Below are 21,011 nucleotides of genomic sequence, written 5' to 3' on the forward strand. Positions count from 1 at the left end.
CCGGGAGACTAGGCGGCGCGGGTGAAGCGGATGCGCCAGGCGTCCGGGCCACGCTCCACGTACGACACGGTGAACGCTCCCGGGCGTGCCTGCTCGAGCTGCGCCAGCAGGGGCAGCGGGTCGTGCGGGGCGATCAGGTCCAGCGAGAAGCCGAGCTGGATGGCCTCCAGGGCGCCGAAAATGGCCGCGTGGCGAACCGCGTGCGGGATGGTGCGACCGTCGAGCACGATGGTCTCGGCGTCGTCATGGTTGCAGTTGCAGGTGTGTGCGCTGCTCAGGGTGATGGGTTCGGCGGTCATAGGATGCATCCTCCTCGGTGGAACGACCGAGCCGGCCGCTAATAAACAGGATACACGTCCGGTTAATTATTCCGGAATCAGACCAGGTCGGATCACGTCAGGTCACGTCGGGTCCGGTCAGGTCAGGCCCACCCAGGCGGTGGACCCGTCGACCTCGTACTGCTTCTTCCAGATCGGCACCTCGAGCTTGACGGTCTCCACCAGGCGTTCGCAGGCTTCGAATGCGACGGCGCGGTGGGCGCTGGCCGCGGCCGCGACCAGGGCCAGGTCGCCCACGTCGAGGTGGCCGATGCGGTGGCTGACCGACAGGTTCACCTGCGGGTACTCGCGGGAGTACCGGGCGACGATCTCGGACAGGATGCGGCCGGCATCCGGATGCGCGCTGTAATCGAGGCCGGTCACCTGCCCGGCGGCGTCGGGGTCGTGGTCGCGCACCTGGCCGATGAAGGTCACGACGGCCCCGCAGGATCCGGTCGACACGGCCGCAACGTGCGCGGCCAGGTCGAGCGGCGCCGTGGCCACCTGGTTGACGGCACCCTCGCCAGGGTTCGCGTCGTTCTCATTCACGCCGCTTCGGTCAGTCGTTCCTGCTGAATTCACACATCCAGATTACGCGCGGAAGCGGAACGAAAAACGTACTCCACTGTTCCCGGAGCATCGAGGGCTGAAAAATCTGAGGCCGAGGCCCGCTGAGCAGCCTCGGAGTCTTGTTCGGCCCCTCTCGCGGGTCGCATTCTCGTGGTGGCTGCCAGGGGTCTCGAGCTGATCCGCCGCACACGCTGCGTGGCCTGCCTGTCCACGGGCTCTTGCGACCTCGACCGAGGGTCATCCCCGTTCCGCGGCGCGCGGCGGGCACGGCGAGCGACACCACCGAACGGTTACGGCCCACTCAGCTAACCGACGATCTCTGCCACAGTCGGGCAGGCCGCCTCGGCAGCCAGTTCGGCTCGGGTCTGCGCAACCGTCCAGGGCAGCGCAACCGACGGTTCGTTCCCGCGCCCAGCCGGCGCCTCGGCGATGATGGCGGCCAGCTGACGGGCCAGTGTCAGGGCGAACTGGTCACCCGCGCTCGAGTTGTTCAGCATGACCACCACGGTCATGGTCTGGTCCGGATCCGCCAGGGTCGCCGAGATGAATCCGGGGATCGATCCGGTGCGCCCGCGGAGGGGCCCGACCTGCTCCGCGCCGAGGCCGTAGCGCTGCCACGACGGCGTCGTCACGTCTCCGTTCACGGTGTCCCACTGGGCGTTCGCCGACGACTCGGACAAGAGACCACCCGCGGCGAGAGCGCCTGCCCAGGTCCTCATGTCGGCCAGCGTCGAAACGACACCGCCCGCCACGCCGCTCATCGAATTGGAGAGCAGGGTGTTGTCGGTGATGGCCGTGCACACCGGACCGTCGGCGCCCACCGCGGCAGCGTAGCCGTGCGAGTGTGGTGTGGGCAGGTCCACATCGCCGGCGTGAGGATATGAGGTGTCGTGCAGTCCGAGCGGATGGAAGATGTGCTCATCGTAGAGCGCCGACCACTGCCGGCCCGTGGCCCGCTCGAGCGCCATCCCGAGCAGCACGATTCCAGTGTTTGAGGGACCCCACACGCTGCCCGGAGCACCGGTTCGGGGCGTGGCCAGCCCCTGGGAGACGAGTTCCATCGCCGGCCAGGTGCGCAGGGGGTTGTGCACGAACTCCCCGGCCAGAACGGGACTGTAGGACCCAAGCCCCGAAGTGCCCTGGCAGAGCTGGCCGAGCGTCACGCCCGCCACACCGACGAGGCGGGGCAGGTAGGTGGAGACCGGGTCGTCGAGCGTCACGGTTCCCTCGTCGACCAACCGGAGCAGCACCGTGCAGGTCATGGCCGTGGTGTTGGTGCCGATGCGGAAGTGCATCCCGCTGGTCATCGGGGCGGAACCGCCGATTTCCGTCGTGCCGTGCGCGACGGTCCATTCGCCGGCGGCGGACCAAACCCCGACCAGAGCGCCGGAGGAACCCGATAGCGCCATCGCCTCGCCCACGGCCGCGTCCAGCTGCCCGGCGATGTCAGCCGCGATCGGCGTGCTGTTCTGGTCGACGCTGTTCCGGCCCGCGGTGCAGCCGCTCAGCACGACGGCTGCGGCGACGCCGAGTGCGAGCAGCGCACGACGACGGGTGGTGGGCTTGGTGATGGCATCCCCCAATGCTCTCCACCAGTTTGCCCCATCGGGGCTCGGGCGCCTAACCCGTGCGCGAGACAGGCTCCCTACACCCGCTCGAAGATGGCGGCGAGTCCCTGGCCGCCGCCGATGCGCGCCCATGTGACCAGCCGCACCAGTGGGTCAGCCCGACCTCGGCCGCCCGTTCCGGGGTAGTCACGATGCACGCGGCCGCGGCGTCGTTCTGGCCGCTGGCGTTTCCGGCGTTGACGGTGGCGTCGGCGTCCGTCCCTAGCAGGATCGGGCGGAGACCGGCCAGAGCCGTCAGGCTGCTGTCGGCTCGCGGAGTCTCGTCGGCGGAGACCACGACGGGGCCCGTGCGGCCCGGCACCGTGACCGGCACGATTTCGTCGTCGAACCGGCCATCGGCCACGGCGACGGATGCCCGCGCCTGCGACCGGAGAGCCAGGTCGTCCTGTTCGGTGCGGCCGATGCCGTACTCGCGGCGCAGGTTCTCATCGGTTGCGAGCATGCCGCCGGGTACCGGGTGGCGGCGCCCGCCGGCGATCTCGCGCCGCGGCTGAGCGCGTCCCGGAGCAGGATTCCGGCGCCGCCGCCGACCGTCACGGGCAGGCCGGCGTTCAGTGCGGCGACGCGCGCCACGGAGGCGGCCTCCGCGGTGGGATAGCCCTGGCCGAGGATCACGTCGTCGACCACGGCCCCGTCGATTCCGGTGCGTTCGATCAGCGCCGTGATCACGGCCGCGTCAGGTCGGCCGGCGCGACCGCCCTGAAGACGCCGCCGAACCGGCCGATCGGGGTGCGTAGCGGTTCGCAGATGACGACGTCTCTCACGACGCGGCCACCGTGTTCGGAGCGGAGAGGAGCGTGTGGATGACGGTCGGCTTCCCCGGCACGAGCAGCGGCACCTCGGTGGCGGCCTGCACCTCGGCCACGGTGAGTCCCGGCGCGATCTCGCGCAGCAGAAGACCCTCCGGCGTCACGTCGATCACGGCCAGGTCGGTGATGATGCGGGTCACGACGCGCTTGCCGGTCAGCGGCAGGCCGCACTCGTTCACAACCTTGAAGTCGCCGTTCTTCGCGGTGTGCTCCATCACGACGATCACGGTGTCGGCGCCGTGCACGAGGTCCATCGCACCGCCCATACCCTTGATCATCTTGCCGGGCACGGCCCAGTTGGCGATGTCGCCGGTGGCGGAGACCTGCATCGCGCCAAGCACGGCCACATCGATCATTCCGCCGCGGATCATGCCGAAGCTCTGCGCGGAGTCGAAGTAGCTGGCACCGGGGTTGACCGTGATGGTCTCCTTGCCGGCGTTGATCAGCTTCGGGTCCTCCTCGCCCTCCCACGGGTACGGTCCCACCCCGAGCACCCCGTTCTCGGAATGCAGGATGACGTTCACCCCCTCCGGCAGGAAGTTGGGGATCAGCGTGGGCAGCCCGATCCCGAGGTTGACATAGCTGTCGGGGGTGAGCTCCTGCGCGGCGCGCGCGGCCATTTCATTGCGGGTCAACGGCATGATCAGCTGTCCTTTGCGACGGATGCGACGGATACGACGGATGCGACGGGCCGCGGCCGGGTGGTGGTCTTCTCGATCGGCAGGTCGGCGGCCTCGGCGCCGGAGAGCGCCACGATGCGGTGCACGTAGATACCGGCGAGGTGGATGGCATCCGGATCGAGCTCCCCCGGCTCGACCAGCTCGTCGACCTCGGCGATGGTGATGCGACCGGCCATGCCGGCGACCGGGTTGAAATTGCGGGCCGACTTCTCGAACACGAGGTTGCCGTGCCGGTCGCCCTTCGCCGCGCGAACGAGGGCGAAGTCGGTGACGATGGCCTCCTCGAGCACGTACTCCTTCTCCCCGCCGCGGAGCGACGCGAAGGTGCGGGTCTCCTTTAGCGGCGACGACACCGTCACCGACCCATCCGGCCCGTAGCGCCAGGGCAGCCCGCCCTCGGCGACCATGGTGCCGACGCCGCTGGCGGTGTAGAAGGCGGGGATTCCGCTGCCGCCGGCCCGGAGCCGCTCGGCCAGGGTGCCCTGCGGGGTCAGTTCCACCTCGATGTCACCGCCGAGATAGCGGCGGGCGAAGTCCTTGTTCTCGCCGATGTAGGAGGCGATCACCCGGCTGATCCGCCCTTCCCGCAGCAGTTCGCCGAGCCCCCAGCCGTCGACGCCGCAGTTGTTGGATGCGACCCGGAGGTCGGTGGTGCCCTGGGCCAGGAGCGCCCGGATCAGCAGGATCGGGACGCCGACCAGGCCGAAGCCGCCGACGGCGAGGGAGGCCCCATCCGGGATGTCGGCGACGGCAGCCGCGGCGGAGGAGTACGTCTTGTCCATGGAGTGGTCCTTCAGCTTCAGTTCGTGGTGCCGATGTCGATCGTCTTGAAGGTATCGCGTGCCACCGCCAGAGCGGAATTCGCCGCCGGCACCCCCGCGTAGATCGCGGTGTGCAGGATGGCCTCGATGATCTCCGCGCGGGTCAGCCCATGGGTCAGGGCCGCGCGCACGTGCATGCCCGGTTCATGTTCGTGGCCGCCGGTCACCAGGCAGGCCAGGGTCAGGAAGCTGCGGGTGCGCCGATCGAGGCCGGGCCTGGTCCAGATCTCCCCCCAGGCATAGCGGGTGATGAAGTCCTGGAAATCCGCCGTCTCCGGGGTGGTGCAGGGCCAGTTCGAGTCCGACAGCGCCGCCGAACGACACCCCGGCGTAGTGGAAGGCTCCCCCGCCGACCGAGTCGACCAGGGTGATCACCGCGTCGGCGACCTCAGCGACGGTGAACGGTTGCCGGGCGGCGGGGCTGAGGCCGGTGCCGGTGCCGGTGTGACCGTGCCGCGGACAATGGGCTGGGTCATAGTGAGGTCTCCTTGCTCGCGGTGGATTCGAGGTACCGGGCGAGCACCCGGTCGATTCCGGCGTCCGTCTGCCTGAGGCTGAGGTCGTCATCGAACGCGGACCAGGCCCGCGATCGGAGCTCCTCGGGATGTCCCCCGGCGGTGATCAGGGCGGAGAGCACCACCCGCAGCGGGCGGTTGGTGCGGTAGCACTCCTCCGACGCGCGCTGCACGAGGGCGAACGCGGCGGCCTTGCCGAGGGCCTCCGCGAGCAGGGTGGTCACCCGTTCGCTGAACACCAGGCCGTCGGTGAGGTCGAGGTTGCTGCGCATCCGTTCCGGGTCCACGTCGAGCCGGGCCGCCAGCGAGGCCGCGCCCGCGACGTCAACGCGAATGTGCTCACGATCAAACTCGCCATGGCCATCGCCCGGGCCGGCGCGCCGCGGGGACCGTCACCGACGCCGAATTCGACGCCAACAAGGCGGAGCAGCTCGCCCGCTTCTGAGTCGCTGCGGAGTCGCTTCCGAACGATCTGAGTCCGTGCCGGTAGCGTGGGGTCCATGCTCGAGCTCATGGATGACCGGCCGGACATTCTGCTGCGCCGCGACGGGCGGCTCGCCCAGATCATCCTGAACCGCCCGGCGGCCCTGAACGCCCTGACCCACGCGATGATCCGACGGATGTCCGCGGTGCTGACCGACTGGGCCGTCGACGGTCAGGTCGAGACCGTTCTGCTGACCGGTAGCGGCGGCCGGGGCCTCTGCGCCGGGGGCGACATCGTGGCGATCTACCGCAGTGCGGACGCCGGCGCGGACGATCGAGCGGACGCTGACGCCGAGGCCGCCCGGTTCTTCGCCGACGAGTACCATCTGAACGCGCAGATCCACCGGTTCGCCAAACCGTACCTGGCCGTGATGGACGGCGTCGTTCTCGGCGGCGGGGTCGGCGTCTCCGGCCATGCGAACACCCGGATCGTGACCGAGCGCACGCGGCTGGGGATGCCGGAGACCGCGATCGGCTTCGTACCCGACGTCGGCGGAAGCTGGCTGTTGTCCCATGCCCCCGGTGAGCTCGGCACCCACCTCGCCCTGACCGCCGCCCTGGTCTCCGGGTCCGACGCCATCGCACTGGGCCTGGCCGACCACTTCGTGCCGAGCGACCGGCTCCCTGCCCTGGCCCGCACCCTGGCCGAGACCGACGCGGCCGAGGCGGTGCGCGCCCTGGCCGAGACTCCCCCGCCCTCCGTCCTCCTCGCCCAGCGGCACTGGATCGACGAGTGCTACGCGTCCGATGACGTGGGCGAGATCGTCGCCGCCCTGCGGCGTTCCCCGGTGGAAGCCGCCCGCGACGCCGCCGCCCTCATCCTCATGAGGTCGCCGACCGCACTCGCGGTCACCCTGGCCTCGCTGCGCCGGGCCCGGCGGCTCCCGAGCCTCGACGAGGCGCTCGATCAGGAGTACCGGGTGACGCTCCGTTTCCTGCAGCGGAGCGAGCTGCAGGAGGGCATCCGGGCCCAGGTGATCGACAAGGACCGCAGCCCCCGGTGGTCGCCGGCCGGCCTCGGCGAGGTGACGGAGGCATCCGTCGCCGCGTTCTTCGCGCCGCTCGGCGAGCAGGAGCTGGGGCTCGGAGTGGGGCTCGAGCTGGGGCTCGGAATGGGGCTCGGGCTGGGCGAGGTGCCCTACGTCGACGCCGACCTGATCTTCGTCACCGATCTGCTCACCCCGGGTGAGCGCGCGCGGCTGGCCGCGGCGCGATCGTTCTATCAGGCCGAGGTGCGCCCTCTCGCCGTGGACTACTGGAACCGCGCCGCGTTCCCGTTCGAGCTGCTGCCCCGCCTCGCCGCGCAGAACCTCGCCGCGACCGGTGCTGCCGCGACCAGCCATCTGCTCACCGGGCTGCTGCAGATGGAGCTGACCCGGGCCGACACCTCGATCTCCACGTTCTACGGCGTGCACCACGAGCTGTTCGCCGCCGCCATCGACGAGCTCGGCTCACCCGAGCAGCGGAAACGTCTGCTGCCGGGCCTCCTGGCCCTGGATAAGATCGGGGCCTTCGCCCTGACGGAACCGGAACACGGCTCCGACATCTCCCGCATGATGGAGACCACGGCCACCCGCAGCGGCGACGAGTGGGTGCTCAACGGCACCAAACGCTGGATCGGCAACGGCGCCATGGCCGACTACGTGCTGGTCTGGGCCCGGGACACCGCGGACGGGCAGATCAAGGGATTCATCGTCGAGACGGAGCGGCCCGGGTTCACGGCCACCCCGATCGAGAACAAGATCGCGGTGCGGATCGTGCAGAACGCCGACATCACCCTCACGGAGGTGCGGATCCCGTACACAAACTGGCTGCCGGGCAGCCGGAGCTTTCAGGACACGAACGTGCTGCTCCGGAACTCGCGGATCTGGGTGTCGTGGCAGGCGGTCGGCCAGCAGCTCGCCGCCTTCGACGTGGCCCGCGCCTATGCATTGGAGCGGCGCCAGTTCGGCATGCCCATCGCATCCTTCCAGCTGGTGCAGGAGCAGCTCTCCCGCATGATCGGCAACGCCACCCTGTCGCTGTCGCTGATGGTGCAGATGGCGCGACTGCAGGAGAGCGGGCGGCTCACGATGGACCAGGCGGCCCTCGCGAAGGCGACCTGCACGACCCGGATGCGCGAAACGGTGGCCCTGGGCCGCGGTCTGCTCGGCGGCAACGGCATCAGCACCCGGTACGAGATGGCCAAGATCTTCGCCGACGCCGAGGCGATCTACTCCTACGAGGGCAGCTACGAGATCAACGCGCTGTTGGTCGGCCGGGCCGTGACCGGCATCTCCGCCTTCAGCTGATCACCGCTCGCCCGAACGAATTCGACGGAGATTCTGCCCGAATCGGCCCTGAAAACTCCGAAAAGGCAGTTGTGAACGAGAATCTCCGTCGAATTGGTTCAACACCGAACCTGGCGCGCATCGGCTAGGGTTTCGCGCCGGCCGCCCCGAGCGGCGGGGCAGGCGGGGCCGATTCAACCGGTGCGACCGGCGGCACCGGAACCGGCGTTACCGGAACCGGCGGCGTGGGAGCGTTCCAGGCCTTGATGACGGCCCAGCCCACGGCGGCGATCGGCACCGAGATGACCGCGCCGACGATGCCGCCCAGGATCGTGCCGGCCGTCAGTGCCAGCAGGATCACCAGGCCGTGCAGGCGCAGTGACTTGCCGAGCACCACCGGGGACAGGAAGTTGCCCTCGAGCTGGTTGACTGCGACCACGATCGCGACCACGATGATGGCGGTGGTCAGGTCGTTCGTGACGAGGGCCACCAGTGCGGCCAGGATGCCGGCGGCCGTCGCCCCGACGATGGGGATGAAGGCGCCGACGAAGACGATGACGGCGAGCGGCAGCGCCAGCGGAACCTGCAGGATCCACAGTCCGATCCCGATGAACAGGGCGTCGACGAACGCGACGATCGCCGTGCCGCGCACGTAGTTGCCGAATACCTCGACGCTGCTCACGCCGACGCGTACGGCCCGCTCGTGCCGCTTGCCGGCGAGCGGCTGGATGAGGAAGCTCCAAATGCGGGGGCCGTCCTTCAGGAAATAGAAGAGCACGACGAGGCCGAGCACCACGCCGGCCACGATCTCGGCGGCCACGGAGACCCCGACCAGGGCCCCGGACCCGAACTGGCTGCTGGTGGCGAAGTCGATGACCGACTCGCGCACCGAATCGATCTGAGCGGAATCGATCGGCAGCGTGCCGCTGGTGAGCAGTTCCTGCAGGCTGTCGAGGCCCTCGCTGGCCGAGGTGAAGAGGGTGTCCCACTCGCCACGGATGCCTAACACCACGAGGGTGACGACGCCACCGAAGACCGCGACGCTCAAGATCAGGGTGATCGCCGCGGCAAGGGATTCGTTCGCCCCCCGGGCCAGCAGGAACCGCATGAAGGGGCGCAGCGCCGACGCCACGATCAGGGCGATCAGGAGCGGGGTGAAGACCAGCTTGAGCTGCGTGATCCCGTAGATGGCCACCACCAGCAGGGCGAGGACCAGCAGGGCCTGACCGGAGCGGATGGCGGCACGGCCGAGATAGTCCGTCCAGGACGAAGTGGGCGTGGTCATGGGGATCTCCAAACGAGGCGAACGACGGCTGAGCCACCTAGCCTAGCCAGACTGCCGGTAGCGCGTGTCGGCCGTGTGACGTACACTCCCTACATCGAACATTTGTTCTATCTATCACCCATCGACCTGCCCGCCAGAGGAGTACACACATGTTCGCACACCTCCACGTCGCGAGCGCCTACTCCACGCACTTCGGCGTTACTCTCCCCCAGGCGCTGGTGGAGCAGACGCAGGCGCAGAACGGCTCCTTCCTGGCCCTCACCGACCGGGACGGTCTCTACGGCGCGGTCAAGCACGTGCGCGCCTGCGCGGCCGCGGGCATCCGGCCGGGGCTGGGCGCCGACCTCGCGGTGCACGACGACGACGGGCATCCGTTGGGCCGGATCGTGGTGCTCGCCCATGGTGATATGAACGGTCGTGGCTATGCGGCCCTCTGCCGCGCGGTCAGCGCCGCCCACAACAGCGCCGCGCACAGCGCGTCGGGGCGCCCCAGCATCGCCCGCTCGCACCTCGCCGAGCTGGCCGGACTGCGCTGCCTCACCGTGCTGCTCGGCCCTACCTCCGATGTGGGCCAATCGGTCGAGCGCCGCGACACCGACGCGGCCGGGGCCTGCCTCACCGCGTGGCTGCGCGCCCTGCCGCCGCAGTCGGTGGTGGGTGAAATCGTCTGCCATCTGGCGGCGCCGGGGACTCCCGGCAGCGTGACGCCGGCCACCCGCATGCTCGCCCTCTTCGAGCACGCCGCGCTGCCCGCCGTGCTCACCAACGCCGTGCGCTACGGCACCCCCGACGAGGCCGTCACCGCCGACCTGGCCGACGCGGCCCGCACCCTAACGGCGCTGGCGAACCTGGAGCAGCTGCAGACCAACGGCCAGGCCTGGCTGAAATCCGAAGTCGCCATGAGGCAGGTGGCGCGCATGGTCGTCGACGCCGGGCTGCACGACGACGGCGCCGTCGACCGACTGTTCCGCGACACCGAGCAGCTTGCCGAGCGGTGCAGCCTCGACCCGGACTCCGACATCGGCCTGGGTCACCCGCGCATGCCGGAGGCACGCATCATCGGCGTCAGCGGCGACCCGCTGACCGAGCTGCACGCCCGGGCCCGGGCCGGCATCGACGACCGCTACCCCGTCACGTCGCCGGCGGGCCGGTCGCTGGCGGATGCTGCGCACGCACGTCTCGTGCACGAGCTGAAGACGGTGGAGCACCTCGGTTTCGCCGGCTACTTCCTCACCGTCGCCCGGGTGGCGGACATCATCCGGGAGATGGGCATCCGCATCCAGGCGCGCGGGTCCGGGGTGGGCTCGGTGCTCAACTACGCCCTGCACACCTCCTCCGTCGAGCCCATCTCCAACGGGCTGCTCTGGGAGCGGTTCCTCTCCCCCGAGCGGCAGACCCTGCCCGACATCGACCTCGACGTCGAGTCCGCCAGAAGGCACGACGTCTATCGCACGCTCTTCGACACCTTCGGCAGCGATCGGGTGTCGCTGATGTCCATGACGAACGCCTACCGCGGCCGCGGGGCCGTGCGCGACGCCGGCCTGGCCCTCGGCATGAATCACGAGCAGGTGGCCGCGGTGGCCAAGCAGATGTGGCGCTTCAACGCGCGCGACTTCCGCCGCGCCCTGGCCGAGAAGCCCGAGCTCGAGCCGTTGGCCGCCGAGGTGCGCGCCTCCTCGCAGCTCGACCTGCTGGTCGACCTGACCGCCAAACTCGACCGGCTTCCCCGGCACATCTCCGTGCACCCCTGCGGCGTCATCCTCTCCGACGCCTCCCTGCTCGACCGCACCCCGGTGCAGGCATCCGGCATGGGGCTGCCCATGTCCCAGTTCGACAAGCACGACATGGACCCGATGGGCCTGATCAAGCTGGACATCCTCGGTGTGCGCATGCAGTCGGCCATGGCCCACGCCGTCGAGGAACATCACCGATTGTCGGGCGAGACCATTGACCTCGACCGAATCCCACTGAACGACCCGGACACCTTCGAACTGATCCGCTCCACTCGCACCCTCGGCATCTTCCAGATCGAATCTCCCGGCCAGATGGAGCTGGTCGGCAAGCTGCAGCCCGAGGTGTTCAACGACCTCACCGTGGAGATCTCCCTGTTCCGGCCCGGGCCGATGCAGAACAACATGCCCCTGAAATACCTTCAGGCCCGGCATGGGGAGGTGATGCCCGACTACATCCACCCTCGGTTCGAGCCGTTCCTCCGAGAGACGCAGGGTGTGGTGATCTTCCACGAGCAGGTGATGCGCCTGTTCGACGAACTCACCGGCTGCGGGCTCGGCCGAGCGGATGTCTTCCGCCGCCACCTTGGCAAACCGGAGCAGCTTCCCCGGATCGAGGAGTACGTGCGGATGCGTGCCCTCGAGCGCGGGTTCACCCCCGCCGTGATCGACCGCGCCTGGACGGTGCTCGCCGGGTTCGGCAGTTTCGGTTTCGCCAAGGCGCACGGGGCGGCGTTCGCCCTGCCCACCTACCAGTCCGCCTGGCTCAAGACCCACCACCCCGCGGTGTTCCTGGCCGGACTCCTCACCCACGCCCCCGGTATGTGGCCGAAAGACCTGATCGTGGCCGAGGCTCGGCTGCTCGGCGTGCCGGTACTGGGCCTGGACGTGCAACACAGCGCCCTCGACTACCGGGTGGAGCAGATCGACGGCGAGCAGTCCGACGGCGGCCGGCGCGGCATCCGTCTCGCCCTGCCGGAACTCTCCGGCTGCACGGCCGCCGAACGCGCCCGCATCGTGCGCCACCAGCCGTTCACCTCGCTGCAGGACTTCCGGGACCGGGTGCGCCCGCGGCGCAGCACGTTCGAGGCGCTCGCCCGGGTGGGAGCGCTCGACAGCTTCATCGGGTACGACCGCACCCGTCGGCACGAGCTGCTCGCCCACATCCAGTCTCTCCGCGGCACAGCGGTCACCATCCACGACGACCAGCTCGCCTTCGACGTGCCTCTGCCGGTGCTCGAATACGAGGGGTCCCGGTTCAACGCGGTGACCTCGCTCGAGCTGCGCGGCCGCAGCCAGACCGACCTCGAACTCAGGGATCTGGGCCTGGCGGTGTCCGGGCACCAGATGGCCCGGTTCTACCCGCTGTTCACGGAGCTGGGCGTTACGCCGGCCTCCGAGCTGATCAACCTGCCCGGCGGCACCGAGGTGCTCCTGGCCGGGGTGCGCCGAGCCACAAACACGCCGCCGATGCGAAACGGGCGCCGGGTGGTCTTCGTCAGCCTCGACGACGGCACCGGACCGGTCTCGAACGTCGTGTTCTTCCACGACGCCCAGGAGCGCATCGGCGGCCCGGTGTTCCACACCGGCCAGCTGCTGGTGCGCGGCCGCACCCGTCGGTCCGGCGCGAAGGGCGTCTCCGTCACGGGCGAGAACCTGTGGGATCTCACGGATGTCGCCCGCCGGGTCAAGCTGCGTCACGCGGGCGAGGCGGCCGCCCGGAACGCCGACCGCGCCCACGACCTGGCCGACGAACTGGCCGAGGACCTGGCGGCCATGGCGACCACGAATGTGCACCATCTATGGCCCCGACGCACCGCCTGACCCGCGCCTACACTGTTGTCCATGACCGAGAAACAGCGCTACGACGTGCTTCGTCAGTACGCCGACTTCGAACTGCGTCACTGTCCCCGCACCGTGCTGGTGCAGGTGGAGGTGGCCGGGGACTTCTCCGCGGCCGGCAACCGCGGCTTCGGGCCACTCTTCCAATACATCAGCGGCAACAACCAGACCTCGACACGCCTCGCGATGACCGCGCCCGTGATCCAGGAGACCACGACCCCGCAGAGCCACACCGTCAGCTTCGTCCTCCCCGACGGGATGCCGCCCGCGGAGGTGCCCGTGCCCCGCAACGCGCAGGTCAGCACGAAGGAGGTCCCCGAGCGCACGGTCGCCGCCCGCCGCTTCAGCGGCGGCTGGAGCGAGGAAAGGTTCGCGCAGAACGGCACCCTCCTCGTCGACGCGGTGCGCCGCGAGGGTCTCATGCTCGCAGGCCGACCCTATTTCGCCCGCTTCGACCCACCCTGGAAGCCTGGCTTCCTCAGGCACAACGAAGCGCTCGTCGCCGTCACCGTCACCGGTTCCGGTTCCGTCACCGGTTCCGGTTCCGGTTCCGGTTCCGGAATTTCCTAGTCGTCGGAATTGTCCGTCGAGCTGCCAGGCCTCCCCGGTGACGCTGACGACGGCGGCGACGGTCGCCACCTTCGAGCTGGCCCCGACCATCCAGGTGTCCTTGCCTCCGTCCGTGGTGCCGGTCTTGCCGATCAGAGGCACCCGGGGCGTGGTGGCACCCCATGACTGCTGAGCCGTGTTGTCGGTCATCACCCGACGCGTCGAGTAGACCATGCCCGCGAAGGCACCGGCCATGGTCAGCGGAGCCACCTCATTCGTTCGATCACGGCCGCCGCGGTCTGCACGAGCGGGCTGCCGTCGGCGCGATGCACTCCGAAAGCCTCGGCCGTCTGACGGATGCCGCACAGGTCCAGTTTCTTCGCCATCCCGATGAAGCCCGTATTGATCGAGCCGAGGGTGGACTCGAGCGCGCTGTAGTTTCCGCCGCTCTCCCCGGCGTCGTTTCTCGGGTTCCAGTTCTGAAAAACATAGTTCTGCGGCCCCCGACAACTGTCGTTGAACGTGCCCCAGTTGGCCTTCCGCGCCGAGTCGACGCGCTCGTCCGGCCGGTGGCCCGTCTTCAGCCATTCCGCCAGGGTGAAGGCCTGTAGGTCGACCCCGGCTGGAACCCGCTCGAACCACCCTCGGCATAGTCGGTGTCTAGTTGACCCCGTTGTAGGCGGCGCTGGTGGCCTGCACGCTCGTGATGACGCTGCCCACGTCCCTGCCGGGGTACCCCATCGGCACATTGGCCGCCAGGGTCGCTTCCGCCGCCAACTGGAGGTCGAGGTCCAGGGTGGTGTACACGGCGTAGCCGCCGCGCCGGGAGTTCTGCAGGCGCTTCCCGTCGTCCTCCCCGAACGCCGGGTCGTTCCGGAGCAGGTGCGTCACGTAGTCGCAGAAGTAGGCGCTGCCCCCGGCGGTCTGGCAGCCGGTGCTCGGCTCCTGGATGGCCGGTTGAACCGGTGTGGCCACGGCAGCCTGGAATTCCGCTGCGGTGATCTTCTCGTGCTCGACCATCTCGCGCAGGATGTAGTCCCGGCGTGCCTTGTTGACTGCGTAGCCGTTGGTCTCACTACCGGGATTGTCGAGGCGAAACTTGGCCGGGTTGTTCACGATCGCCACCAGGCTTGCGGCCTGCGGCAGGGTGAGCTCTGCGGCCGTCGTGCCGAAGTAGTAGTTCGCCGCGGCCTCGATGCCGTAGACGGTGCCGCCGAAACCGGTGATGTTGAGGTACTGGCGCAGGATGTCGTTCTGGGGGAATTTCTTCTCCGCCGCGATTGCGAGGCGCATTTCCTTGATCTCGCGGGCGGGGGTGGTGGCGTAGATGTTGCTCTTCTGGGAGAGCGGTTCGATGTCCAGGTAGCCCGGCAGACTCTCGAACACGGTGATCGCATTGGTGGCACCGAGACCAGAGAGCGCGATCACCGGGGTGATGGCCGCGGTGACGAGCAGCCCGGCCACGGCACTCAAAACCACGAGGCCCAGCCCCTCCGATGAGCAGAAATGCGAGTCCGCCACCGAGCCCGCAAATGCCGATTAGTCGAGCCACTCCGGCTTTTCTGCGGTTGGCAGGAGGCATCCTCTGGCTTACTGCGCAGAAAAGGCGTGGCACCGGTAGAGATGCCACGCCTCGTCTGGTTCGAGTGTGATTCGCGTCTAGAAGACCGTCAGGCCCCGCGCCTCGAACTGGGCCCTCACCCGCACCAGCAGTGCCTCATCCGGAGGATGAGAGCCGTGCAGCGGGTATGGAATGTTCAGCCGGTCCCATTTGTCCTCCCCCATCTGGTGGAAGGGCAGAACCTCAACGCGCTGCACGTTCGGCCAGCGCGACACGATCTCGGCGACGGCGTCGACGTTGTCGACGGCGTCGGTCAGACCCGGGACGAGAACGAAACGCGCCCAGACGGGAATGTTCCGCTCGCTCAGGCGGTCACCGAATGCGATCGTCGGAGCGAGGTCTCGGCCGGTCACCTCTTTGTACGTCTCGGGGATGCCGGACTTGACGTCGAGCAGCACGAGGTCGAGGTTGTCCAGCAGCGTGTCCGACGCGCTCTTGCCCAGGAACCCGGAGGTGTCCAGGGTGGTGTGCACGCCGAGCTTGTGGCACTCCTCGAAGAGTCGAGTCACAAAGGCAGGCTGCATGAGCGGTTCGCCACCGGAGATGGTCAACCCTCCGCCGGTCGAGTCGAAGACGCCCTTATAGCGCTTGACCCTGGCGACGAGGTCGTCCAGCGTGGTGAGCAACCCATCCTTCATCTTCCAGGTGTCCGGGTTGTGGCAGTACTGGCAGCGCAGCAGACACCCGGAAAGGAAGAGTGTCATTCGCGTGCCGGGACCGTCAACGGCGGTGACCAGTTCCCACGAGTGGACGCTGGCGACCGATCCGTTGTGAATCGCCTCCATTTCGAGGTGGTGGAGTTCAGCCAGTTCGGCTTGTTCACTACTCACGGATGAACCGTCCACCAGGGCGATCGCCGCGCCGGCGCTGGGCAGACCGAGGTTCACTGCTGGCATTGTCTCGTCCTACTCAGCGTCGCCGCGTTGATATCAGTGATCAGTGCGAGTGGAACGTGCGGCTGATGACATCCATCTGCTGCTCGCGGGTCAGGCGGACGAAGTTCACCGCATAGCCGGACACGCGAATCGTCAGCTGCGGGTAGTTCTCCGGGTGCGCCATGGCGTCTTCGAGAGTGTCGCGGTTGAGCACGTTCACGTTGATGTGGTAACCGGTTGCCGACGTGAACGCGTCGATGAGGCCGACCAGGCTGGTGATCTGCTCTTCCTTGGTGTGGCCGAGACCACTGGGAACCACCGTGTTGGTCAGCGAGATGCCGTCCTGCGCTTCACTGTAGGGGAGCTTGGCGACGCTGAGCGCCGACGCGAGCATCCCGTGGGTGTCGCGGCCGTTCATCGGGTTGGCACCCGGAGCGAACGACTCGCCCTTGCGGCGACCATCCGGCGTGTTGCCGGTGGCCTTGCCGTAGACCACGTTGGACGTGATCGTCAGGATCGACTGGGTGTGGATGGCGTCGCGGTAGGTCGGGTGCTTGCGGATCATTTTCATGAACCGCTCCATCACGTCGACGGCGATGGTGTCGACGCGGTCGTCATCGTTGCCGAACTGGGGGAACTCGCCCTCGATCGTGTAGTCGACGACCAGGCCGGTCTCGTCGCGCACCGGGCGGACCGTGGCGTACTTGATGGCCGACAGGGAGTCGGCGACCACACTCAGGCCGGCGATTCCGCAAGCCATCGTGCGGATGATCTCCTTGTCGTGCAGCGCCATTTCGAGACGCTCGTAGGCATACTTGTCGTGCATGTAGTGAATACAGTTCAAAGCCGTGACGTAGGTCTCGGCGAGCCACTCGAGCGTTTCCAGGTAGGCCGGGAAGACGGTGTCGTAGGAAAGCACCTCGTCGGCGTTCGGCGTGGTGGCCGGGGCAACCTGCTTGCCGGACACCTCGTCTTTTCCACCGTTGATCGAGTACAGCAGCGCCTTGACGGCGTTGACGCGTGCACCGAAGAACTGCATCTGCTTGCCGACGCGCATGGGCGAGACGCAGCAGGCGATCGCGGCGTCGTCACCCATCTCGGCGCGGATGATCTCGTCGGACTCGAACTGGATGGCCGAGGTGTCGATCGACACCTGCGCACAGAAACGCTTGAAGCCCTCGGGCAGAGCGTCGCTCCAGAGAACGGTGAGGTTCGGCTCGGGCGCTGCGCCGATGTTGTAGAGCGTCTGCAGGAAACGGAACGTGGTCTTGGTGACGAGCGGGCGGCCGTCTTCACCGATGCCGGCGAGCGACTCGGTGACCCAGGTCGGATCGCCGGCGAAGATCTCGTCGTATTCGGGGGTGCGCAGGAAGCGCACGATGCGCAGCTTGATGACGAGGTCGTCGATCAGCTCCTGGGCGCCCTCTTCGGTCAAGGTGCCGGCGACGAGTTCGCGCTCGATGTAGGTGTCGAGGAAGGCCGCGTTGCGGCCGAACGACATTGCAGCACCGTTCTGTTCCTTGACGGCGCCGAGGTAGGCGAAGTAGAGCCACTGCACGGCTTCGCGCGCGGTGGTGGCCGGCTTGGAGATGTCGGAGCCGTAGGAGGCCGCCATCTGGATGAGTTCCTTGAGGGCCCGGATCTGCTCCGAGTTTTCCTCACGGGCGCGAATGATGTCCTCGGTCGAGGGCTCCATGTCGAGCTCGGCGCGGTCGTTCTTCTTGCCCGTGATCAGGGCATCGACGCCGTAGAGGGCGACACGGCGGTAGTCGCCGATGATACGGCCGCGGCCGTAGGCGTCGGGCAGTCCGGTGATCAGGTGGCTGTTGCGTGCACGACGGACCCCGGGAGGGTAGACGTCGAAGACGGCGGTGTTGTGGGTCTTGCGGTAATCGGTGAAGACTTTTTCAAGTTCGGGAGACACGGGGTAGCCGTAGGTCTCGAGCGAGGTGGCAACCATGCGCCACCCGCCGAAAGGCATAATGGCACGCTTGAGCGGAGCATCCGTCTGCAGTCCGACGATTACCTCGTTTGCCTGGTCGATGTAGCCCGGAGCGTGGGCCGTAATGGACGACGGCGTGGTGGCGTCGACGTCGTAGACGCCTTTACGGCGTTCCTCGGGGAACATCTCGGACAGCTTGGCCCAGATCCCCGTGGTGCGTGCGGTCGCTCCGACAAGGAAGCTCGAGTCGCCTAGATAGGGGGTGTAATTGCGCTGGATGAAGTCGCGCAGATCGATCGAATCCTGCCAGGGGCCGGAGGCGAAGTCAGTCCGACCGGCATCATCCGTTCCGCTGCGAACACCTTCAGTGATTGTCATGTAGATTGCTCTCCTCGTGGGATCGAGACACCCTCCGCGAAAGTGTCTCTCCCGCAGTCGGGCCGAGAGAGCAGGACCACGAGGCTCCGGCTAATGCAACGATGCACCGTGTGACTTGCCCTCTTTTCCAACACTACTCGCGTCAGACCCACCCGAACGCGAAATTTATAAGGTTGCATCCATTGATGCATTTATAGATAGGTGCATGAGTGACTAGGGTTGAGGCATGAGCTTCCTCCCGATGTCCCGCGGAGCCGCCAGGCCCCCCGCCGCGGCCCCCTCCGCCGTCGACCGGATCTACACGACCGTCGCCGACGCCATCATCTCCGGCACCTTGGCCGCAAGCTCGCTGATCACCGAGGGCGAAATTGCCGAGGCCCTCTCCACCAGCCGCACCCCCGTGCGGGAGGCCTTCCTCAAACTCCAGGCCCACGGGCTCCTGACGCTCTTCCCCAAGAAGGGCGCGGTCGTCACAGCCCTGGGCGACACGGAGACGGCCGAGCTGCTGCAGGTGCGCGTCATGCTGGAGAACACGGCGGTGACCCTGCTCAGCGAGCGGCCGGACGACATCCCGGGCGTCGACGCCGAGCTGCAGGACCTTATTCGGGTCCAGTCCGACGCCGCCCTGGCCGGCGACCTGCTCACGTTCGCCCGCGCCGACCACCGGTTCCATGCCCGCATCGTCGACGAGACGCATAACCGGGTCATCGACGGGATCTACACCCGGCTCGGCCCCAGGCTTGAGCGCCTCGTGCACCGGGCAGCCCTGCGCGACCCGCGCAACCTCGACCGTCTGGTGGCCGAACACCGAATCCTTGCCCACCACCTGCGCGGCGGCGACACCCTCGCCTACGAGGTCGCTCTGCGCCAGCACGTCGAAGACGGTCATCACGCGCAGCTGGCGCCCTGACCGTCCCCCACCTTCCCGCACCAGCTTTTCAGAAAAGACCCATGACTTTCCGCCGTACCGTTCCCGCCTGGCAGCTCGCCGCTCCTGCCCTGTTCGTCATGGCCTGGGGTGGGAACCACTTCACGCCCCTCCTGCACATGTACGAATCGCTCGGCCACTATTCCGTCGTCATGGCCGACCTCTTCCTCGGCTTCTACGTGGTGGGCCTGGTCCCCGGGCTGCTGCTCGCCGGCGCACTCTCAGACCGCTACGGGCGCAAACCCCTGACCCTGGCAGGCGTCGTCCTGGGAATTCTCGCCAGCATCCTGCTGGGTCTGGGATTCTCAAGCGGGATCATGCTCTCCGCCGGGCGCCTGCTGGCGGGGCTGAGCGTCGCCGTGGCGATGGCGGTGGGAACCGCGTGGCTCAAGGAACTGTCCAGCCCGCCGTTCGACAACCAGGCCGGCCGCACGGCAGGGGCACGGCGGCCTTCACTCACCCTCACGGTCGGGTTCGGGCTCGGGGCCGGGGTGGCCGGAGTGCTCGCGCAGTGGGGGCCGATGCCGACCCTCTCCCCCTATGTCGTGCACATCGTGCTCAGCCTGCTTGTGCTCCCCCGCCTGCTGAGGGCCCCGGAGACCGTGCCGCGCTACCGGGCACACCGGCCCTTCTGGCAGGACCTGGCGGTTCCGCTGGCCGGACACCGCCGCTTCGTGCGCGTGATCATTCCGTCAGCTCCCTGGGTCTTCGGCGCCGCCGGCATCGCCTACGCGATCATGCCCACTCTGGTCCAGGACCAACTCGGCAGCCTCAACCTCGCCTACGCGACCCTGCTCACGGTCGTGACCCTCGGCACCGGCGCGCTCGTGCAACCGCAGGTGGCTCGGATCAACCGGGTCACCGATGGGCGTGCACTCATGGTCGGGATGTCCGTGATGCTGCTGGGAGTGGGTCTCAGCGTGGCCACGGCGATCGTGCTGTCCCCGGTGCTCGCGTTCCTCACGGCCGTCGTGCTCGGCGCCGCCTACGGTGTGAGCATCGTGGCCGGGCTCGTGGAGATCCAGAAGATCTCCACGGCGGCCGACCTGGCGGGCATCACCGGGGTCTACTACAGCCTCACCTACATCGGCTTCCTGCTGCCGGTCGCCTTCGCCTGGCTTAATGCCGTGGCCGGTTACCCGGTGCTTCTGAGCATTCTGTTCGTGGTCTGCGCGCTCTGCCTGGCCCTGGTGGCGAACGGGATGCGCCGGCGCGTCACCGAGTAGGCGGCACCTGGATTATCGTCATCCCATGCCCTATTCGCTCCGCCATCTCCTTCCCGCCGACGCCGCACCGGTGCTCGGACTCAACAACGACGCTGTGCCTGCCGTCAACGCCCATGACGAGGCGAGCCTCTCCGCCCTGCTCGCGGCCAGCAGCCACGCCCTCGCGGTCGTGCACGACGACGCGCCGGGAGAGGTGCTCGGCTTCGCCGTGCTGTTCGGGGTCGACGCCGACTACGCGAGCGAGAACTACCGGTGGTTCTCCGCCCGGTCGGAGTCCTTCCTCTACGTGGACCGCATCGTGGTGTCGGACCAGGCCCGCAACCAGGGTCTCGGCGCCCTGCTCTACACCGCGATTTTCGCGGCGGCCCGCGCGGCCGAGGTCGGCCAGGTCTTCTGCGAAGTGAACATCGCACCTCCGAACCCTCGGTCGCTGGCGTTCCACTCCCGGCTCGGCTTCGAGCCGATCGGCGAGCAGTCGACGAAGGGTGGCACCGTCGTGGTGTCCCTGCTGTCGGCTCCCGTCGGCGCGGGCGTACGCTGAG

General features: G+C 68.2%; 20 protein-coding genes. 7 read left to right on the forward strand and 13 right to left on the reverse strand.

Annotated features, from left to right (window positions below; translation table 11 throughout):
• Positions 1-8: 8 nt before the first annotated feature.
• From CXY81_RS08890 to CXY81_RS08925, 8 genes are all read right to left on the reverse strand, one after another.
• Positions 9-299, reverse strand: a complete 291-nt coding sequence (locus CXY81_RS08890; protein WP_104101381.1) for a DUF2249 domain-containing protein — start codon at positions 297-299, stop codon at positions 9-11.
• A 117-nt stretch (positions 300-416) separates the two neighbouring features.
• Entirely contained in the window at positions 417-866 is a 450-nt protein-coding gene (locus CXY81_RS08895) for a molybdenum cofactor biosynthesis protein MoaE (RefSeq protein ID WP_104101383.1), read from the reverse strand.
• Positions 867-1,192: 326 nt separating this feature from the next.
• The gene (locus CXY81_RS08900; RefSeq protein WP_158252037.1) at positions 1,193-2,470 is read right to left on the reverse strand and encodes a serine hydrolase; all 1,278 of its coding nucleotides are present in this window, start codon (positions 2,468-2,470) and stop codon (positions 1,193-1,195) included.
• A 37-nt stretch (positions 2,471-2,507) separates the two neighbouring features.
• Positions 2,508-2,957, reverse strand: coding sequence for a hypothetical protein (locus tag CXY81_RS16995; RefSeq protein WP_233194084.1), 450 nt, complete (start codon positions 2,955-2,957; stop codon positions 2,508-2,510).
• 318 nt (positions 2,958-3,275) lie between these two features.
• Positions 3,276-3,965, reverse strand: coding sequence for a CoA transferase subunit B (locus CXY81_RS08910; protein ID WP_104194634.1), 690 nt, complete (start codon positions 3,963-3,965; stop codon positions 3,276-3,278).
• A gap of 2 nt (positions 3,966-3,967) precedes the next feature.
• Positions 3,968-4,786 (reverse strand): CoA transferase subunit A, encoded by an 819-nt coding sequence (locus CXY81_RS08915; protein ID WP_104194635.1) that lies wholly within the window; start codon positions 4,784-4,786, stop codon positions 3,968-3,970.
• A gap of 17 nt (positions 4,787-4,803) precedes the next feature.
• Entirely contained in the window at positions 4,804-5,133 is a 330-nt protein-coding gene (locus CXY81_RS08920; protein ID WP_104194636.1) for a carboxymuconolactone decarboxylase family protein, read from the reverse strand.
• A 164-nt stretch (positions 5,134-5,297) separates the two neighbouring features.
• Positions 5,298-5,612 carry a hypothetical protein gene (locus CXY81_RS08925; protein ID WP_104170155.1) on the reverse strand — a complete coding sequence of 105 codons (315 nt, stop codon included), beginning with the start codon at positions 5,610-5,612 and terminating at the stop codon, positions 5,298-5,300.
• 228 nt (positions 5,613-5,840) lie between these two features.
• On the opposite strand from CXY81_RS08925, the gene CXY81_RS17500 reads away from it, so the two are divergent.
• Entirely contained in the window at positions 5,841-8,114 is a 2,274-nt protein-coding gene (locus CXY81_RS17500) for a 3-hydroxyisobutyryl-CoA hydrolase (RefSeq protein WP_369828367.1), read from the forward strand.
• 124 nt (positions 8,115-8,238) lie between these two features.
• Here CXY81_RS17500 and CXY81_RS08935 read toward each other — a convergent pair whose 3' ends face one another.
• The gene (locus CXY81_RS08935; RefSeq protein WP_104194637.1) at positions 8,239-9,378 is read right to left on the reverse strand and encodes an AI-2E family transporter; all 1,140 of its coding nucleotides are present in this window, start codon (positions 9,376-9,378) and stop codon (positions 8,239-8,241) included.
• Between the two features lie 149 nt (positions 9,379-9,527).
• On the opposite strand from CXY81_RS08935, the gene CXY81_RS08940 reads away from it, so the two are divergent.
• The 3 genes from CXY81_RS08940 to CXY81_RS17235 are packed head-to-tail and all read left to right on the forward strand — an operon-like array spanning position 9,528 to position 13,692.
• Positions 9,528-12,932: a DNA polymerase III subunit alpha gene (locus tag CXY81_RS08940; RefSeq protein ID WP_104194638.1), complete on the forward strand. Its 3,405-nt coding sequence runs from the start codon at positions 9,528-9,530 to the stop codon at positions 12,930-12,932.
• Positions 12,933-12,953: 21 nt separating this feature from the next.
• Positions 12,954-13,520: a heme-binding protein gene (locus tag CXY81_RS08945; protein ID WP_104194639.1), complete on the forward strand. Its 567-nt coding sequence runs from the start codon at positions 12,954-12,956 to the stop codon at positions 13,518-13,520.
• A 37-nt stretch (positions 13,521-13,557) separates the two neighbouring features.
• Entirely contained in the window at positions 13,558-13,692 is a 135-nt protein-coding gene (locus CXY81_RS17235) for a hypothetical protein (RefSeq protein ID WP_255408688.1), read from the forward strand.
• A 64-nt stretch (positions 13,693-13,756) separates the two neighbouring features.
• Here CXY81_RS17235 and CXY81_RS17240 read toward each other — a convergent pair whose 3' ends face one another.
• The 4 genes from CXY81_RS17240 to pflB all read right to left on the reverse strand — a co-directional run bounded on the left by CXY81_RS17240 (position 13,757) and on the right by pflB (position 18,315).
• On the reverse strand, positions 13,757-13,885 hold the full coding sequence (locus tag CXY81_RS17240) for a hypothetical protein (protein ID WP_255408574.1): 129 nt from the start codon (positions 13,883-13,885) through the stop codon (positions 13,757-13,759).
• Positions 13,886-14,159: 274 nt separating this feature from the next.
• Positions 14,160-14,978, reverse strand: coding sequence for a transglycosylase domain-containing protein (locus tag CXY81_RS08950; RefSeq protein ID WP_146067661.1), 819 nt, complete (start codon positions 14,976-14,978; stop codon positions 14,160-14,162).
• Positions 14,979-15,158: 180 nt separating this feature from the next.
• Positions 15,159-16,016: a pyruvate formate-lyase-activating protein gene (pflA, locus tag CXY81_RS08955; protein ID WP_104101408.1), complete on the reverse strand. Its 858-nt coding sequence runs from the start codon at positions 16,014-16,016 to the stop codon at positions 15,159-15,161.
• Between the two features lie 40 nt (positions 16,017-16,056).
• Positions 16,057-18,315 (reverse strand): formate C-acetyltransferase, encoded by a 2,259-nt coding sequence (gene pflB, locus CXY81_RS08960; RefSeq protein ID WP_104101410.1) that lies wholly within the window; start codon positions 18,313-18,315, stop codon positions 16,057-16,059.
• A gap of 226 nt (positions 18,316-18,541) precedes the next feature.
• Between pflB and CXY81_RS08965 the strand changes: the two genes are divergently transcribed.
• Genes CXY81_RS08965 through CXY81_RS08975 form a run of 3 tightly spaced genes read left to right on the forward strand, consistent with a single transcriptional unit; the run spans position 18,542 to position 21,010 of the window.
• Entirely contained in the window at positions 18,542-19,225 is a 684-nt protein-coding gene (locus CXY81_RS08965) for a GntR family transcriptional regulator (RefSeq protein WP_104170148.1), read from the forward strand.
• Between the two features lie 41 nt (positions 19,226-19,266).
• Complete coding sequence (locus CXY81_RS08970) at positions 19,267-20,469, forward strand: MFS transporter (protein ID WP_104194641.1); 1,203 nt, start codon at positions 19,267-19,269, stop codon at positions 20,467-20,469.
• Between the two features lie 25 nt (positions 20,470-20,494).
• On the forward strand, positions 20,495-21,010 hold the full coding sequence (locus tag CXY81_RS08975) for a GNAT family N-acetyltransferase (protein ID WP_104194642.1): 516 nt from the start codon (positions 20,495-20,497) through the stop codon (positions 21,008-21,010).
• The last annotated feature ends 1 nt before the right edge of the window (position 21,011 follow it).

The organism is Cryobacterium sp. M25 (assembly GCF_002929635.1).
In the GTDB taxonomy this organism is placed as follows: Bacteria; Actinomycetota; Actinomycetes; order Actinomycetales; family Microbacteriaceae; genus Cryobacterium; species Cryobacterium sandaracinum.